The organism is Halalkalicoccus sp. NIPERK01 (assembly GCF_030287405.1).
In the GTDB taxonomy this organism is placed as follows: domain Archaea; phylum Halobacteriota; class Halobacteria; order Halobacteriales; family Halalkalicoccaceae; genus Halalkalicoccus.
Genome location: NZ_JASVVV010000008.1, coordinates 23993 through 40543, shown reverse-complemented (window position 1 = coordinate 40543; position 16551 = coordinate 23993). Strand labels below are relative to the sequence as shown.

General features: G+C 67.8%; 20 protein-coding genes and 1 pseudogene. 12 read left to right on the top strand and 9 right to left on the bottom strand.

Annotation, left to right across the window (positions count from 1 at the left end; all coding sequences use genetic code 11):
- Positions 1–44: 44 nt before the first annotated feature.
- From QRT08_RS17000 to QRT08_RS16990, 3 genes are read right to left on the bottom strand one after another with little or no spacing between them, the layout of a single operon-like run.
- Positions 45–272, bottom strand: coding sequence for a DUF6684 family protein (locus QRT08_RS17000; protein WP_286047170.1), 228 nt, complete (start codon positions 270–272; stop codon positions 45–47).
- 47 nt (positions 273–319) lie between these two features.
- Positions 320–703 (bottom strand): DUF7541 family protein, encoded by a 384-nt coding sequence (locus tag QRT08_RS16995; RefSeq protein ID WP_286047169.1) that lies wholly within the window; start codon positions 701–703, stop codon positions 320–322.
- Between the two features lie 38 nt (positions 704–741).
- Complete coding sequence (locus QRT08_RS16990; protein ID WP_286047168.1) at positions 742–1002, bottom strand: DUF7410 domain-containing protein; 261 nt, start codon at positions 1000–1002, stop codon at positions 742–744.
- A gap of 94 nt (positions 1003–1096) precedes the next feature.
- Here QRT08_RS16990 and QRT08_RS16985 point away from each other — a divergent pair, with 94 nt between their 5' ends.
- A complete protein-coding gene (locus QRT08_RS16985) occupies positions 1097–2002 on the top strand; it encodes a cytochrome c oxidase subunit 3 (protein WP_286047167.1) in 906 nt (301 codons plus the stop codon).
- A 176-nt stretch (positions 2003–2178) separates the two neighbouring features.
- Here QRT08_RS16985 and QRT08_RS16980 read toward each other — a convergent pair whose 3' ends face one another.
- Positions 2179–2460: an amphi-Trp domain-containing protein gene (locus tag QRT08_RS16980; protein ID WP_286047166.1), complete on the bottom strand. Its 282-nt coding sequence runs from the start codon at positions 2458–2460 to the stop codon at positions 2179–2181.
- A 163-nt stretch (positions 2461–2623) separates the two neighbouring features.
- Positions 2624–3547: a cytochrome c oxidase subunit II gene (gene coxB, locus QRT08_RS16975; protein WP_286047165.1), complete on the bottom strand. Its 924-nt coding sequence runs from the start codon at positions 3545–3547 to the stop codon at positions 2624–2626.
- A gap of 28 nt (positions 3548–3575) precedes the next feature.
- Here coxB and QRT08_RS16970 point away from each other — a divergent pair, with 28 nt between their 5' ends.
- Both QRT08_RS16970 and QRT08_RS16965 read left to right on the top strand, forming a co-directional pair.
- A complete protein-coding gene (locus tag QRT08_RS16970; RefSeq protein ID WP_286047164.1) occupies positions 3576–5030 on the top strand; it encodes a heme o synthase in 1455 nt (484 codons plus the stop codon).
- Positions 5027–5779: a DUF7546 family protein gene (locus tag QRT08_RS16965; RefSeq protein ID WP_286047163.1), complete on the top strand. Its 753-nt coding sequence runs from the start codon at positions 5027–5029 to the stop codon at positions 5777–5779. The genes QRT08_RS16970 and QRT08_RS16965 overlap by 4 nt, the downstream gene beginning before the upstream one ends.
- Here QRT08_RS16965 and QRT08_RS16960 read toward each other — a convergent pair.
- On the bottom strand, positions 5773–6786 hold the full coding sequence (locus QRT08_RS16960; protein WP_286047162.1) for an aldo/keto reductase: 1014 nt from the start codon (positions 6784–6786) through the stop codon (positions 5773–5775). The genes QRT08_RS16965 and QRT08_RS16960 overlap by 7 nt on opposite strands.
- Before the next feature lie 344 nt (positions 6787–7130).
- Here QRT08_RS16960 and QRT08_RS16955 point away from each other — a divergent pair, with 344 nt between their 5' ends.
- The 6 genes from QRT08_RS16955 to QRT08_RS16930 are packed head-to-tail and all read left to right on the top strand — an operon-like array spanning position 7131 to position 11918.
- Complete coding sequence (locus QRT08_RS16955) at positions 7131–8123, top strand: PstS family phosphate ABC transporter substrate-binding protein (RefSeq protein WP_286047161.1); 993 nt, start codon at positions 7131–7133, stop codon at positions 8121–8123.
- Between the two features lie 27 nt (positions 8124–8150).
- Positions 8151–9089, top strand: coding sequence for a phosphate ABC transporter permease subunit PstC (gene pstC / locus QRT08_RS16950; RefSeq protein WP_286047160.1), 939 nt, complete (start codon positions 8151–8153; stop codon positions 9087–9089).
- Positions 9090–9102: 13 nt separating this feature from the next.
- A complete protein-coding gene (pstA, locus tag QRT08_RS16945; protein WP_286047159.1) occupies positions 9103–10008 on the top strand; it encodes a phosphate ABC transporter permease PstA in 906 nt (301 codons plus the stop codon).
- A 53-nt stretch (positions 10009–10061) separates the two neighbouring features.
- The gene (locus tag QRT08_RS16940; RefSeq protein WP_286047158.1) at positions 10062–10982 is read left to right on the top strand and encodes an ABC transporter ATP-binding protein; all 921 of its coding nucleotides are present in this window, start codon (positions 10062–10064) and stop codon (positions 10980–10982) included.
- Positions 10979–11725, top strand: coding sequence for an ABC transporter permease (locus QRT08_RS16935; protein ID WP_286047157.1), 747 nt, complete (start codon positions 10979–10981; stop codon positions 11723–11725). Before QRT08_RS16940 ends, QRT08_RS16935 begins: the two co-directional genes overlap by 4 nt.
- A gap of 40 nt (positions 11726–11765) precedes the next feature.
- Positions 11766–11918: a hypothetical protein gene (locus QRT08_RS16930; RefSeq protein WP_286047156.1), complete on the top strand. Its 153-nt coding sequence runs from the start codon at positions 11766–11768 to the stop codon at positions 11916–11918.
- A 255-nt stretch (positions 11919–12173) separates the two neighbouring features.
- Here the strand turns inward: QRT08_RS16930 and QRT08_RS16925 are convergent.
- Positions 12174–12455: pseudogene (locus QRT08_RS16925) on the bottom strand (putative sulfate/molybdate transporter); the annotation flags it as partial.
- 185 nt (positions 12456–12640) lie between these two features.
- Between QRT08_RS16925 and QRT08_RS16920 the strand changes: the two are divergent.
- The 3 genes from QRT08_RS16920 to QRT08_RS16910 are packed head-to-tail and all read left to right on the top strand — an operon-like array spanning position 12641 to position 15018.
- Positions 12641–13054, top strand: coding sequence for a cobalamin B12-binding domain-containing protein (locus tag QRT08_RS16920; RefSeq protein WP_286047155.1), 414 nt, complete (start codon positions 12641–12643; stop codon positions 13052–13054).
- Positions 13051–14034, top strand: coding sequence for a methylmalonyl Co-A mutase-associated GTPase MeaB (meaB, locus tag QRT08_RS16915; RefSeq protein WP_286047154.1), 984 nt, complete (start codon positions 13051–13053; stop codon positions 14032–14034). Before QRT08_RS16920 ends, meaB begins: the two co-directional genes overlap by 4 nt.
- A gap of 45 nt (positions 14035–14079) precedes the next feature.
- A complete protein-coding gene (locus QRT08_RS16910) occupies positions 14080–15018 on the top strand; it encodes an alpha/beta fold hydrolase (protein WP_286047153.1) in 939 nt (312 codons plus the stop codon).
- Here the strand turns inward: QRT08_RS16910 and QRT08_RS16905 are convergent.
- Positions 14995–15372, bottom strand: coding sequence for a Zn-ribbon domain-containing OB-fold protein (locus QRT08_RS16905; RefSeq protein ID WP_286047152.1), 378 nt, complete (start codon positions 15370–15372; stop codon positions 14995–14997). The two genes, QRT08_RS16910 and QRT08_RS16905, sit on opposite strands and share 24 nt — an antisense overlap.
- The gene (locus tag QRT08_RS16900; protein ID WP_286047151.1) at positions 15369–16535 is read right to left on the bottom strand and encodes a thiolase domain-containing protein; all 1167 of its coding nucleotides are present in this window, start codon (positions 16533–16535) and stop codon (positions 15369–15371) included. The genes QRT08_RS16905 and QRT08_RS16900 overlap by 4 nt, the downstream gene beginning before the upstream one ends.
- Positions 16536–16551 lie beyond the last annotated feature (16 nt).

Sequence of the window (16551 nt, the reverse complement as noted above, 5' to 3'; positions counted from 1 at the left end):
TTAGGTTCCGCGTGCGCGGAAAATCGGCCGCCGGCGAAGCCCCGTCAGATGCGCTTTGCGGTCGCGTACGTCAGGTGCAACAGCCCCCAGATCATGCTGATGATGAGCGTCAGCATGTAGATGCTGTAGTACGACCCGTCCTTCCACCCCTCGGGGGTGGCGACCACGTACAGCACGAGAAAGAACATCAGGATGGCGAACGGCACGAGGTTCACCGTCGAGTCGAGCAGCGTCTCCTTGTTGAAGACGCGGTCGTCGAGCAGTCGGCTCATACCCGACGTTCCGGGGCGGCGATCAAATAGCTAGTGGTTCGCGTCGCCTACAACGGCGAGGCCCGCGACGTCAGCACGCGTCCCAGCAACGACCCGCCCATACACAGCAGGCCCGCGACCGCGATCGAGACCGCCCGAAAGCCCAGGTCGAGCGCGCCGCCGCCGCCCAACGGGTAGATCGCCGTCAGCACGATCCCGGCGACCGCGAGCACGAGCCCGAGCGCGCCGACGACGGGCCACGGCGTCTCCGCGTACCCCGCCTCGCTCAGGATCCCACCGAGGCTGCCCACGAGCAACAACAGCCCCCCGACCGCGATCGCGATGAGGTCGAGAAAGACCCCCACCTCCGCGAGCGCCAGCCCCAGCGCGATGAACAGCGGCCACGGACTGGCCTTCCGGTGTCGGTCGCTCAAACCCGGTTGCTCTTCCATACCCCGACTAGCGGACAGCCGACCGAAAACCCATCGAACTAGACGACGAGGAGATACAGGTAGAGGAACCCGAAGTAGATCACGAGCAGGCCCGCGAGCGCCTTCAGACGGAAGCGTTTGATCTCCTCGGTCTCGCCCCGGTAGGCCTCGACGAACCGCTCGCGATCCGACTCCGAGAGCGTCTCGGGGTGGTCGAGACCGACGTGGAGGGTCACGTACTCCGCGCGCGCGAACGGACGCCCGCACCGCGGGCAGGTGTGCGCCGCCTCGCCGGGCCGCTCGAAGGTCGCCTCTGCCATACCCGCGATTGTCCCCGCGGGCGGTTGTAGGTTCCGGACCACCGCGCCGACGCGGTTGGGAGGCTTTTTGGTAATCGACGCAAAACCCAGAGCCATGACCGTTTCCGAAGACTCTGGCGACGATCACGGCCACCACCTCCCGGCCGTCGAAGACTGGCCGAAGGGCTTTGGCGAGGCCAGCTGGTGGCCCTTCATCGCCGCGATGGGCGCCTCGGGGATCTACGTCGGGGCCGCCCTGTTCATCCTCGCGATGGGCGACCTGCCGCTCCAACCGATCGTCGGCGGCGGCGTCCTGCTCGCGAGCGTCGTCGTCTTCCTCGTCGGACTGTACGGCTGGATCTACCACGCGTTCATCAAGGCGTTCTGGGCCGCCGACGGCCACGGCAACAGCGGGCTTCGCTGGGGGATGATCCTGTTTCTGTGTACCGAGGTCGCGACCTTCGGCGCGGTGTTCGTCTACTACTTCCAGATCCGCATCGGCAGTTGGCCGCCCGCGGACTTCGAGGTGATCTCCGGGCCGCTCGTCGCGGGCACCCTCACGCTGGGCTCGATCCAGATCCCCATCATCAGCGAGATCGTCCTCGCGAACACGCTGATCCTGATCCTGAGCAGCGGGACGATCCACTGGGCGCACTCCCAACTCCGAAAGGACAATCGCCGCAACTTCATCCTCGGCCTCGGGGCGACCCTCCTGCTCGGCGTGATCTTCCTCGCCGGTCAGAGCTACGAGTACTACGAGTTCATCGTCCACCACGGCTTTACGCTTGCGGCGGCCCAGGAGGCGGTGTACGCGAGCGCCTTCTACGGGCTGACCGGCCTCCACGGGCTGCACGTCTCGATGGGCGCGGTGCTCATCGCCATCGTCTTCGTGCGCGCGCTCTACGGCCAGTACTCCGCCGAACGCCACACCTCCGTCTCGACGGTCTCGATGTACTGGCACTTCGTCGACGTCGTCTGGATCTTCCTCGTCGTCGTGCTGTATCTCGGCGCGGTCGTCTGAGACGGATCGGTTTCCCCGCGTTCGACCGGCCCGCGATAGCGTGGTCCCGTCTCGAAGACGGGGTCTCCGGCTCTCCCTCGTAACCTGTCGCGGGCGTGCGCGCTAACGAATGGCCGCGACGCCTCCCCGTTCGCGTGCTGCAGCGATCGGATGCGTGGACCGCGGGCCAGGGACGGCTACCCGATCGTCAGATCGCCGCCCGCGCCCGTGTCTTCTCCACCCTCGTCCCACTCGAGTTCGAACTCGACGCTGAGGTCCGTCCCGCCGCTCCCGGTCTCGCGTTCGGCCTTCACCTCGAACGTCGGGCGCTCCGGGACCGCCAGATCGACCGACTCCCCGCCCGCACTGAGCGAGAGGTGGCCGTCGCCGTCGAGTCCGTCGGCGACCGCCCTGAGGTACTGTGCGATCTCCCCGCGGGTTCGGGACCCCTCGCTTTCGAAGAGGACTTCCTCCGTCATACCCGTCGTACGCGCCCTCAGATACTAACGTATACCGCTCCGCTCTCCACTCCGTCCTCATAGGTGTTCGACTGTCGCCGGTCGTGAGGGAAGCCGTCGGCCGTTCGTCACCGACTCGGTCGAACGGTCCGACCGTAGGAAAAAGAGAACCGATCAGCGCCGATCAGGCACCGCCGCCGCCGTCACCCTCTTGGGTGCCGTTCCCGCCTGCTTCACCCTCTCCACCTGCCTGCTCGCCGTTACCGCCCGCTTGTTCGCCCCCTTCCTGTCCTTGCTCGCCCTCTGCCTGTTGGTCGCCTCCGCCCTCCTGCTGTTCGCCTTCAGCCGCTTGCTCCTCCTCGGCAGCCTGCTCCTCGCCGCCTCCTTCGCCCTCAGCGCTGGCCTGCTGTTCCTGGACCCACTGCTGGTACTCGTCCTCGCTCACCGCGTTGATGGTGAAGTACATGTTCGAGTGGCCCACGCCGCAGTACTTCGAGCAGTAGCCCTGGTACTCGCCCTCCTCGTAGACCTCCGTCTTCACCATGTTGTGCTGGCCGGGGTTGGCGTCCTGTTTCAACCCGAGGTCGGGGACGTGAAAGCCGTGTATGTACGAGTTCTGCTCCTCGTCCGCGGTCACGTTGAAGTAGACCTCGGTGTTCGTCGGGATCGTCGCCTCGCCGGTCGTCTGGATGCCCTCGTCCTGGTAGTTGAAGTTCCAGCCGTAGTTGAACGCGACGACCTCGATCTCGACGTCGGCCTCGTCGGGCACGTCGTTGCCCTGGGCCGTGATGAAGGGGTCGGCCATCACCTGATAGGAGGCAAGTCCGACGAACAGCAGCACGATCGCGGTCGCGACCGTCCACGTGATCTCGAGCCGGCGGTTCTCCTGGGTCGGTTTGGGGTCGTCGTTGTTCCGGAACTTGAACACCGCGTAGATCAGGATCGCCTGCACCAGGAGGGTGATCGGGATCGCGGCGTACAGCAGCGCGTTGTTCAGATCGCCGATGAGCTGATCGTTGACCGAGGTCTGCGCCGCGGCGGGCTCTGCGGCGAGGACGAACAGCCCCACACAGAGGATCCCGACGAGGGCGCGCCGGCTCCGTTCCATACCGCGTCCTTTGTGAGGGCGAGCATAAATGTGTGCGTTTTCGAACGGGGGCGGCCACATCGCGGCCTCTAAGTACGCCCGCTCCAACCACTACACAGACGTGTTCACGGAACCGCTCGGTGGCCGGTCGCGCGCGCTCGCCCTGCTCGCGGCGACCGCGGTGGGGGCGTACCTGCTGGTGATCGCGGGCGCGACGACCGCGCTCACCGACGCGGCCGCGGCGTGTTCGACGTGGCCGGCCTGCAACGGCGGCTACCCCTTCGACGGCGCCGAGGTGACGATCGCGTGGACACACCGCGTCCTCGCGGCCCTCGTCGGGGTCGGCGTCCTCGCGAGCGCCGTCGTCGGCTGGCGGACGGGATCGACGCGGATCCGCCTCGCGCTCGTCGTCCCGGCCGTGCTCTACCCGGTGCAGGTGGCGATCGGCGCGGTCGTCGCCACGGCCGGCGCACCCCCGTTGGTGTCGGCGCTCCACCTGCTGATCGGGACCGTCATCTTCGGCGGCCTCCTGCTCGGACTCGCCTGGTCGCTCGAACGCCGGTTCCCGACCCGCGAGCGCGAGGAGTCGCTCACGAGGGAACCCGACGAACCCGCACGGGGGTCGACGCCGAACCGCGGCCTCCGGGCGACACTCGGTGCCTACTACAGCCTGATGAAGCCCCGTTTGATGTGGCTGCTCTGTCTCGTCGCGGCGGCGGCGATGACGCTCGCCACCGGCCCCGACCTCTCCGTCACCACCATCGTCGCCACCCTCCTCGGGGGCGTACTCGCGATCGGCGCGAGCGGCACCTTCAACCACGTGCTCGAACGCGACGTCGACCGGCGCATGAAACGCACCGCCGCCCGCCCGCTCGCGACCGAGATCGTTCCTGTCAGGCACGCGCTCGTGTTCGGCACACTTCTGGGGATCGCCTCGCTCGCGACCTTCTACGTCTTCGTCAACGCGCTCGCGGCTCTGTTGGGCCTGACCGCGATCGTCTTCTACAGCGTGATCTACACGCTGGTGTTGAAGCCCAACACCGTCCAGAACACCGTCATCGGCGGCGCGGCGGGCGCGCTGCCCGCGCTGATCGGCTGGGCCGCCGCCACCGGCGAGATCGGCCTGCCCGCCCTGGTCCTCGCGGGCGTGATCTTCTGTTGGACGCCCGCGCACTTCTACAACCTCGCGCTCGCGTACAAGGACGACTACGCCCGGGGCGGGTTCCCGATGATGCCCGTGGTGCGGGGCGAGCGCGCCACCCGCAAACACATCGTCTACTACCTGGGGGCGACCCTGATCGGGGCGAGCATGCTCGCCGCGGTCGACACGCTGGGCTGGCTCTTCGCCGCGACGAGCGTCCTCTTCGGGGCGGTGTTCCTCCGCGAGGTGATGGCGCTCCACCGCGAGCAGACCAGAAGCGCCGCGATGCGGTCGTTCCACGCCTCGAACGCCTACCTCGGAGCGCTCCTGTTCGCGATCATCGTCGACGCACTCGTGTTATGAGCGACGCCCAAACGCTCGACCTCTTCGACCCCCTCCCGGAGCGCTTCCGGCCGCGGACCGCAACGCTCGTCTACGGCGCGCTGCTCGTCAACACCGAACTCGTCGCCCTGTTGGTGTATCACCTCGTTTCGGACGTCCGTGTCGACAGCGTCTTCGCAGTCGTCTACCCCTTCATCTGGATCAACGTCGGCCTGTGGGCGATCGTGCGGACGAACCCCGACCCCCGCACGGCGCGCCACCGATATCTCGCGGGGGCCGTCGCCGGGGGCTACCTCCTCGCGCTGTTCGTGTTGGGAGGACTGCTCTGGACCGGACTGCCGGGGGTACCCACCGGAGTCGACGTCTCGATGCTCTCGCCGGGGATCGGGCCGGTCGTCTCGTACAACGGCACGTTCGTCCGGTTCACGTTCGTCCCGTTCCTCGTCGTCGGCTACGTCGCCCTCTCGTATCTCGTCTACGCGACCCTCATCGACGCCGCGGGCTCCGCGCTCGGCGGCGTCATCGGGCTCTTTTCGTGTTTCTCGTGCGTCTGGCCGCTGATCGCGCCGGTCTTCGTCGGCGCGTTCGGTAGCGCCGGGGCCGCGGTGACGACGAGCCTACAGTCGTACGTCGCCGGTACCGCGGTCTTCCTCGCCACCGTCTGCCTGCTCCACTGGCGGCCGTTCAAACGCGAGCGGGACGGCGAGGACGGAAGCGAGGACCCGGAGGAGCGGTGGCGACGAAAACGGCGGGAGCGTAGCGGTCAGTGACCGTAGCGTCTCTCGCCCTTCTCGTAGCGCGCGTCGTCGATCCGCTCGCGCTGCTCGCGTGAGAGGTCCACGTCGACCGCGCCGACGTTCTCCGCCAGTTGGTCGGTCGTGCGCGCGCCGACGATCGGCGTACACGAGAACGCCTCCTGGTCCATCAGCCAGCGCAGCGAGACCTGGGCGGGCGTGGCCTCGACCTCGTCGGCCACGGCTCGGATCTCCTCCAAGACGTGCCAGCCGCGCTCGGAGACGTAGTAGTCCTCGAAGCGGTCGTCGAGGTCCGCACGCGAGCCCTCGGGACCGACGACCTCGTCGCCCTCGCGCTCGTACTTGCCGGTGAGGAAACCGCCCGCCAGCGGCGAGTACGGACAGACCGCGAGGTCCTGGTCGGCACAGACGTCGAGGTACTCGGCGACGTCGTCGCGATACGCGGCGTGAAACAGCGGCTGGGTCGCCTCGAAGCGCTCGAAGCCCTCCACCTCGGACTTCCACAGCGCCTTCGTCAGCTGCCAGGCGGCCATCGTGCTCGCGCCGAGGTGGTTCACCTTTCCCTTCTCGACGAGGGTATCGAGCGTATCGAGCGTCTCCTCGATCGGCGTCTCCTCGTCGAAGCGGTGGATGTAGTAGAGGTCGAGGTAGTCGGTTCCCAGCCGATCGAGGGTCCCCTCGATCTGTGCGCGGATGTGCTTTCGTCCGAGCCCCGAATCGTTCGGGCCGGGTTCGCCCCAGCCGTCGAACGGGAAGTAGACCTTCGAGGCGAGCACGAACTCCTCGCGGTCGCGCCCGTCTAGCCACTCGCCGATGTACTCCTCGGCGGTGCCGTTCGGCGTCCCGTAGACGTTCGCGGTGTCGATGAAGTTGATCCCGTGTTCCCAGGCCGTATCGAGGAGTTCGTGGGCCTGCTCCCTGTCGGTCTCGACGGTGCCGTCGCTTTCCTTGCCGAATCGCCACGTCCCGAAACAGAGTTCCGAGACCGTCGTCCCGGTCGAGCCGAGGCTGTGATACTCCATACGCCCCCTGTCGACTCGATCACCTAAACCCTCACCGTCCCGGCCATTCCTTCGGGATGTGACCCCCGATCCACCCGGCGGCCCGGTCGCTCGACGCCGTTCCCATCGACCGGTTTGAATACTATATATTCAGAGTAGAAACACAGCATTCGATCTCGTGTCGATTTACCGATCCGCTGCTGAGAGTTTTCGATAGGCTGCTGATCATCTACAGGCAGGGAACGGGGCCGAGAGGTATCGTTTGCCCACGTCTCGGTTGGTGAGCATAGCCGAGTATATAGGTGTTGTCGAATATATATTGCTCATAGCATGATATTTCCCCCGTCCGACGAATGCTCCGCGTGATGACGGACGATCCAATCGACGGGCGAACCGGGAGGGTGTCGCGGCGGAACGTTCTCGCGGCCGGCGGGTCCGCGCTCGCGCTCACGGTCGCGGGGTGTATGAGCGACGAGAACCCGAACGCGGGATCGGGCGGCGGTGGCGGCGGTGGCTCGGGCGACATCGTCATCACTGGGAGCAGCACCGTCTACCCCATCGCGACCGCGATGGCCGAGGAGTACCAACGGGAGAACGACGTGAGCATCTCGGTCGACTCGACGGGCAGCGGCGGCGGCTTCGAGAATCACTTCATCCCCGGTAACTCCGACATCAACACCGCCTCGCGACCGATCAGCGAGGAGGAACAGCAGGCCGCCGAGGAGAACGGGATCACCCCGGTCGAGTTCCAGGTCGCGAGCGACGCGCTGACGATGGCGGCCAACAACGAGGCCGACTGGGTCGACTGCATGAGCTTCGACGAACTCGCCCAGATCTGGCAGCCCAACGGGGCGCAGAACTGGTCGGACGTCAACCCCGACTGGCCCGACGAACCGTTCGAACTCTACGGGCCGGCCTCGACCTCGGGCACGTTCGACTGGTTCACCGAGAACGTGATCGGCGAGGCGGGGTCGCACCGCTCGGACTACGAGGGCACCGAGGAGGACAACATCATCGTCCAGGGGATCCAGGGCTCGCAGTACGCGCTGGGATATTTCGGCTACGCCTACTACCAGGAGAACGAGGACGCGATCAAGGGCCTCCAGATCGACGGCGGCGAGGGCTGTGTCGAACCGTCCCTCGAAACCGCACAGGACGGTTCGTACCCGATGTCCCGGCCGCTGTTCGTCTACGCCGCCGAGGAGTCCCTCCAGGACTCGACGGTCGCCGATTTCATGCGGTATTTCATCGAGAACTCCTCGTCCGACCTGGTCAGCGAGGTGGGCTACGTCCCCGCGAACGAGCAGCTCGTCGAGGAGAGCCTCGCGACGCTCGAGGACGCCACCGGGGGGAACTAACGACCGAATGCGCGTCCGAACCGACCGATGAGCACTGAAACCGACACGCTCGACCTGGCGGGCGGTGCGGATCGCTCGCTCAAAGAGCGCACGATCGAGGGGCTCTTGTTGCTCTGTACGGCCCTGTCGGTGTTCGTGACCGGGGCGATAGTCTTCACGCTCGCGGTCGACGCGATCGACTTCTTCACCGAGGTCTCGCCGGCGGCGTTCTTTCTCGGATCCGACTGGACGCCCGCGATCGAGCCGCTCTCCTTTGGCGTGCTGCCGCTGGTCAGCGGAACCCTGCTCGTGACTGTCCTGTCGGCACTGATCGCCCTCCCGACGGGCGTCGGGGCGGCGATCTACCTCTCGGAGTACGCGAGTTCCGGGGTGCGCTCGGCCATCAAACCCGCCCTCGAAGTGCTCGCGGGAATTCCGACCGTGGTTTATGGCTACTTCGCGCTGGCGTACATCACGCCCGCGCTGGGCGCGATCGGCCTGCCCGTCTCGACGTTCAACGTACTGAGCGCCTCGATCATGGTCGGCGTGATGATCATCCCGATGGTCTCCTCGCTCAGCGAGGACGCCATGAGCGCCGTGCCCGACGAACTGCGCAACGCGGGCTACGGGCTCGGCGCGACGAAGTTCGAGGTCTCGACGGGGATCGTCGTCCCCGCGGCGATCTCGGGGATCTTCTCCTCGTTCATCCTCGCGCTGTCCCGCGCGATCGGCGAGACGATGATCGTCACGGTCGCGATGGGCCAGACCCCACGGATGATCGATCTCGCGAGCTTTCCCGACGCCCTGTTTCGCTCGGGCCAGACGATGACATCCGCGATGGTCGAACTCGGGACGAGCGACGTCTCGGGCGGGACGACCGCCTACAGGAGCCTCTTCGCGATCGGGCTGACGCTGTTCGCGATCACGTTCGCCATGAACCTCGCGGCCAATGTAGTCGCCGCCAGATACCAGGAGGAGTACCGATGAGGGGGGAGGACTGATGGCCGGAAGCGAAACTCGGGAGTGGACCGCCGCCGGCGCGCGGGTCGACTGGCGCGGGCGGCTCTTCGAGGGGCTCTGTCTCGGCGCCACCCTCTTCGGGATCCTGATGGTGTCGATCCTGCTCGTCTACGTCACCCTCGACGCCTTCGCGATCCGCCAGCCCGGGACCGACCCGTGGCTCGACTGGGGCTTCCTGACGAGCGCCCCCTCCCGGTTCCCCGAGGAGGCGGGGATCTACCCGGCGCTGGTCGGGTCGGTCATGATGGTCCTCGTCATCGCGCTCTCGGCGTTCCCCGTCGGCGTCGGGGCGGCGATCTACCTCGAGGAGTACGCCCCCGACAACCGGCTCGTCGAGTTGATCGAGATCAACATCGGCAACCTCGCTGGCGTCCCCTCCGTGGTCTACGGGCTGTTGGGTCTCGCGCTGTTCATCCGAACCCTCAGTATGCCCACCGGCAGCGTCATCGTCGGCGGCTTCACCGTCGGCCTGTTGATCCTGCCGATCGTCATCATCGCCGCACAGGAGGCGGTCGCGAGCGTTCCCGACTCCCAGCGCCGCGCCTCGTACGCGATGGGCGCGACCCGCTGGCAGACGGTCCGCAACGTCGTGTTGCCCGCGTCGGTGCCCGGCATCCTGACGGGGACGATCCTCGCGCTCGGGCGGGCGATCGGCGAGACCGCGCCCCTGTTGATGATCGGCGCGGCCGCGACCATCTTCAACGCCCCGTCGAGCCCCTTCGACCGGTTCAGCGCGATGCCCCGACAGATCTTCACGTGGGCGAGCCAACCGAGCGCGGAGTTCCAGTACGGCGTGCTCGCCGCCGGCGTCGTCACCCTGCTCGCGGTGATGCTCTCGATGAACGCCGCGGCGATCCTGGTTCGGAACAGGTACCAGCGCCGGTAGCGATAGCGTCCGGGGATCGAACCCCTTAGGGCGGCCTCGCCACTCCCTCCGACATGGACCACGCGCTCGTCGCCGAGGACCTCTCCCGGAGCTACGGCGACACCACCGCCCTCGACGGCGTTTCCCTCGCCGTCGAGCGCGGCGAGGTGTTCGCGCTCATCGGCCCGAACGGCGCGGGCAAGACGACGCTCGTCCGGGCGTTGACCGGCACCACGACGCCCGATTCCGGGGCGGTTTCGGTGTTTGGCTCCCCGCCCGATGCGGTCGACGAGAACCGCATCGCCCTCCTGCCACAGGCGTTCTCGCCGCCCGAACGCCTCACCGGCCGTGAACTGCTGGCGTACTACGCCGGCCTCTACGACGAGTCGCGGCCGGTCGAGGCGGTCCTGGCGGAGGTGGGGATGGCCGCCGACGCGGACGCGTGGTACGAGACGCTCTCGGGGGGCCAACGGCGCCGGATCTGCGTGGGGACGGCGCTGGTCAACGACCCCGACCTGCTCTTTTTGGACGAGCCGACGACGGGGATCGACCCCGCCGGCCGGCGGGACCTCCGGAGCCTGATCGCCGACCTCGCCGCCGGCGGGACGACCGTCTTCCTCACGACCCACGACATGGCCGAGGCGGAGGAACTCGCGGATCGGGTCGGCCTCCTCGCCGACGGACGGCTCGTCGAGGTTGGCTCCCCGGAGGCGCTCGTCGCCGCACATGGTGGTGAGAGCCGGCTGGTCGTCGAGACGGCCGCCGGGACCGACGCCCTCGCCGGAACCGACTACCGGGTCTCGGCCACGCGGGACGAACTCACGATCCACGGGATCGGTCCCGAAGGGATCGGCGAGGCAGTGACGGCGCTCGAACGCGCCGGGATCGAGTACGAGTCGCTCGCCTGGACCCAGCCCTCCCTCGAAAACGTCTATCTCGAACTCGCGGACGAGCGGGTCGCCGAGGAGCCGGCGACGGCCGGGGGTGCCCGATGAGTTCGCACGCGCGCACCCGCGCGGAGTTCGTCGCCGCGTGGTACTCGTTCGTCCGTCGGCGGACGGCGGTCTTCTTCACCTTCTTCTTCCCCGTGATCCTGATCGTGATCTTCGGCGCGCTCGTCACCACCGATCCCACGGGCGGCGGCCTCTTCACCGAACCGCCGGAGTACTACCTGCCGGGGTATCTCGCGGTCGTCGTCCTCTTCACGCCGCTGTCGCGGGTGGGGAGCACCGTCGCGCGCCACCGCGAGGGAAACCGCTTCGAGAAACTGGCGACGACGCCGCTTTCTCGGACCGAGTGGCTGCTCGCGCACACGCTGGTCAACGCGATCCTCGTCGGGATCGCGAGCGCGATCCTCATCGGCGTGCTGTGGCTGCTCACCGACGCCACCTTCTCGCTCTCGCCCCTGTTGGTCCCGTTCATCGGAGTCGGCACCGCCGTCTTCTGTGGCATCGGCGCGATCCTCGGCCGGGTCGCGGACTCCCAGGACGGCGTGATCGCCGCCGCCAACACGATCGCCCTGCCCATGCTCTTTCTCGCCGAGACGTTCGTCCCGCCGACGCTCCTGCCGGGGTGGATGGGGCCGGTCATCGACCTGCTTCCACTCACCTACTTCTCGCGGGGCGTGCGCGAGGCCACCGTCTCCGGCGGGCCGTGGCTCGCGGATCTGGCGGTCCTCGCGGGGCTCGCACTCGTCTTCTTCGTCGCCGGCGCCTACGCCCTGCCGCGGACGGATTGATTTGTTAAAGTTTATCACACGCCCTCACCGAGGGTGCGGTGTGGCCGACGAACCGACCGAGAACCCGTGGGAGGGGGAACGATACCGGTACAGCGAGTACCGCCACGAGTCGCGGACGATCGCGGTGATCCAGGACGCCGAGAACGACCGGGCGTGGATCCAGTCGACCGCCGTCGTCCCGACCGACCGCTGATACCGTCGGTGGTGGGACTGTGACCGTCTGTGGCACGATTCGGTATCACCAGCGCATCCATTGCCCGTCTTCGCCACCGGCGATGGCCGGAGGTATGACCGACGGTGTGAGTCGGACTCACGCGCCCCGGCGATAGCGCTTCACGACGAGGTGGACGCAGATCCCCGCCACGAAGGCGATCCCGACGTTCCAGACCACCGCCAGCCGGCCGATCCCGACCGAGAGCGGGAGGTTCGACGACTCTCTCACGCTGCTCCCGAGCGAGATCGCGACGAGCGCGAGTTCCCCGTACGAGAGCGCCCGGGCGATCGCGAGCGCCTTCATCGGCTCGACCGAGACCGGCAGGCCGTACCGCGCGTCCCAGACGATCTGGAAGACGCCGAAGGCGACCAGCACGTGGGGCAGGGAGATCTCGGTGAGGGCGGCGAGCGCGACGACGATGGGAAGTGCCGTAACCGAATCACCTACCGCGCCGGTCACCTCGCTCGGGGAGAGGTCGAGCGCTCGGTTCCCGATCAGTTCGATCGAAACGGCCACTGTGAGTCCGTATAGCCCGCATCCGTATCACGTTTCGCTGAAACCGAATCGAGGTATCGGTCCGAAAGTCGAAACCATGTTCGGTTTCGCCGCCGCGGACGCGTCGGCTCCATCATGGACATCCGTTACAGTGAAAGTCCTCGGCGGGGAACTACGGGCATGAACGCGTATCGGAGGCGGTCTCGGTGAGCGTAGAGGGCCAGCGGACGATTCGGTGTCTCGTCGCCAAGGTCGGCCTCGATGGCCACGACCGGGGCGCACACGTCATCTCGCGGGCCTTTCGGGACGCCGGCTTCGAGGTCATCTACTCGGGGCTGCACAACGCGCCCGACGAGATCGTCCAGGCCGCCGTGCAAGAGGACGTCGACGTGCTGGGCATATCGATCCTCTCGGGGGCGCACAACACGCTCGTGCCGAAGGTCGTCGCGGGACTCAAGGAGTACGGCGCGTTCGAGGACACGCTGATCATCGTCGGCGGCGTGATCCCTGACAAGGACAAGGAACCCCTCCGGGAGGCGGGCGTCGACGCCATCTTCGGGCCGGGCACGCCGATGAAAGAGACGATCGAGTTCGTCCGCGAGAACGTCCCCGAGCGATGAACGGGAGCGATCTCGTCGACGCGCTGCTGGACGGCGAGTACCGCGCGCTCGCGCGCACGATCACGAAGATCGAGAACCGCTCGCCGGGCTACCGCGACCTGGTCGCCGCGCTCCACGAACACACCGGCGACGCCGAGGTGGTCGGGATCACGGGCAGCCCCGGTGCCGGTAAATCGACCCTCGTCGACAAACTCGCCCGGCGCTACCGCGATGCGGGCCTCACCGTCGGCGTGATCGCGGTCGACCCCTCCTCGCCGTACACGGGCGGTGCCGTCCTCGGGGACCGGATCCGCATGGCCTCGACCACGGGCGACATGGACACGTTCGTTCGCTCGATGAGCGCCCGCGGCCAACTGGGTGGGCTCTCGACGGCGACCGGCGACGCGATCACGGCGTTCGACGCGTTCGGGATCGATCGGATCATCGTCGAGACGGTGGGCGCGGGCCAGAACGAGGTCGACATCGTCCGGACCGCCGATACGGTCGCCGTGTTGGTCCAGCCCGAAAGCGGCGACGACATCCAGATGCTCAAGGCCGGCATCCTCGAGATCGGCGACGTGTTCGTCGTCAACAAGGCCGACATGCCCGGCGCCGACCGGACGGTGAAACAGCTCTCGGAGATGCTCGAAGGGCGCGACCGGGGCGAGTGGGACCCCGAGATCGTCGAGACCGTCGCCACGAGCGGCGATGGCATCGACGACCTGCTCTCGGCGTTTTCGGCCCACCGCGAGTTCCTCGAGACCTCCGGCGTCCTCGAGGAGAAAGCGCGCACCCGCTACGCCGAGGAGGTGCGCACCCTGCTCCGGGAGGACGCCGGTCACCTTCTAGAGGGCGAGATCGAGCGCCGCGGCGGGATGGAGGAGTTGGTCGACCGGATTGCCGCCCGCGAGACCGATCCCTACACGGTCGCCGACGAGATCATCGAGCCACTGAAGGAGTGTCTCGCACGCGAGGAGGCGGAGGCGTCGGCCCGGAACTGAGCGCGGTCGATCAGCGTTAAGACCCCTCCGGCCGATGGATCGGGTATGAAACTTCGACGCCTCGTCGGTGGTGCAGCGGCCGCCGTCAGCCTCGCGGCTGCCGGTAACCGAACGCTCGCCGCTCGTGCCGGATCGCTCTCGGCGCCCCTCCCGGGTCGCCAGCACACGTATCGCTGGCGGGGGATGGACGTCTCGTACACCGAGGGCGGCGACCCGAGCGACCCGGACTTGCTTCTGGTTCACGGCATCAACGCCGCCGCCTCCAGCCACGAGTTCGGGGAGGTCTTCGAGGATCTGGCCGAGGAGTTCCACGTGATCGCGCCCGACCTGCCGGGCTTCGGCGCCTCCGACAGGCCGCCGCTGCTCTACTCGGGAGAGCTCTACACCGACTTCCTCGGCGACTTCGCGCGCGATACGGTCGAGGACGCCACCTGCGTCGCCTCCTCGCTGTCGGGGGCATACGCCGTCGAGGCCGTCTCGGAGGCCGACTTCTCGCGGCTCGTGCTGATCTGTCCGACCGCACAAACGATGCCGACGAAGCGCCCGCGCCTGCGCTCGTTGCTTCGGGCCCCCGTGGTCGGTACTGGTCTATATAACCTGATCGCGAGCAAGCCCTCGATCCGGTATTTCAGCGCGGATCACGGCTACTACGACGTGGAGAAACTCACCGACGAGACACTGGGCTACGAGTGGGAGAGCGCCCACCAGCCCGGTGCGCGCTACGCGCCCGCCTCCTTTATCAGTGGGTTCCTCGACCGCCCGATCGACCTCGGGAGGGAACTCGCGGAACTCGACGTCCCGACGACGCTGGTCTGGGGACGCGAGGCCGACATCACGCCGCTCAGGCAGGGCCGCACGCTCGCGGAGACGGCCGACGCCCGCCTCGTGGTGATCGACCGCGCTCGCCTGCTGCCCCACGTCGAGTACCCCCGGGAGTTCGTCGGAATCGTGCGAGAGGAACTACGCGGGTCGGAAGACGAGTAGCGGTTCCTCCTCGGTCTCGCGCTCCTCGACGCCGACGGCGAGTCGCATCCCGACCTCGGGGTCCTCGACGCCGCGAAGCTGGCCGGTCAGCCGGGCGAGGCCGAAGTCGACGATGGCGACGGTGTAGGGGGCGTCCTCGGCGAACGCGGGGGTCGCGACGTGGATCGTCGTGTAGGTGTCGAGCGTCCCGCTGTCGGGGAGCGCTCGCTTTTCGAGAGCGGCGTCGCCACACTCCGGACAGAGCCGGCGGGGCGGGAGCGAGCCGTGCCCGTTCGAACACTCCAGTGCGTAGGCCTCGCCCCGATCGATCGCGTCGATCCACTCGTCGTAGCCCTCGTCGCGCTGCTCGCTCATGACTGGACCTCCAGAACGTGAACGGTCGTGCTCGCGACGGTGCCGCCGGCGTTGTGCGCGAGGCCGATCCGCGCGTCGGGGACGGCGTCGCTGTTCACGTGTTCGCCCGAGAGGACGTTCGCGAGTTCGATGATCTGGCTCGTGCCGGTCGCACCCACCGGGTGGCCCTTGGCCTTCAGGCCCCCCGAGAGGTTGATCGGAATCCGCCCGTCGCGCGTCGTCTCGCCCGCGCGGGCCGCGCCGATCCCCTCACCGTGTTCGAAGAAGCCCAGCGACTCGATCGCGAGCACCTCCGCGATCGTGAAGCAGTCGTGGACCTCCGCGACCTCGACGTCCTCGGGGCCGATCCCCGCGTCGGCGTAGGCCTCCTCGGCCGCCGCGGTGGCGGCGGGCGTCCGGGCGAGGTACTCGCGGTCGGCGAGCGCCATCCGGTCGCTTCCCTGTCCGGTGCCCGTGATCGAGACGGGCGCGTCGATCCCCTCGCGCTCCGCGAACTCGTCGCTGACGAGCACCATCGCGCTCGCGCCGTCGGTGATCGGGCAGGCGTCGTACAGCCCGAGGGGTTCGGCCACGGGCGGCGCCTCCAGGACGTCCTCGACGGTGATCGCGCGCTGGTACTGGGCGTGTTCGTTCTCGAGGGCGTTCTCGTGGTTCTTCACCGCGATGTGGGCGAGGTCCTCCCGGTCGCCGCCGTACTCGGCGAAGTACGCCTGTGCCATCAGCGCGTACGCGCCGGGGAAGTTCATCCCCGCGCGGATCTCGAACAGTTCGTCGGCGGCGATCGAGAGCGCCTTCGTCGCGCCCGCCGTCCCGAGATTGGTCATGCGCTCGGTTCCGCCGACGAGGACGACGTCCGCCTCGCCGTTGCGGACGTTCTTGACCGCCTCCCGCACCGCGACCCCGCTCGATGCACACGCGCTCTCGTAGCGCGTGGCCGGCGCGCGGATCCCCGCCATCTCCACCATCAGCGGGCCCTGGTGGCCCTGGTCCTCCGCGAGTTCGCCCATGAAGTTGCCGTAGAACAGCGCCTCGATCTCTCCACGCTCTACTCCCGCGGTCTCGATCGCGTCGCCGCTGGCCTCGGCGAACAGATCCCGGCCGGTCCGCTCGGGGAACTGGCCGAAGTGCGTATGACCCGTGCCAGCGATTCGAACACCTGTCATCGTCGCCCCTAGACGA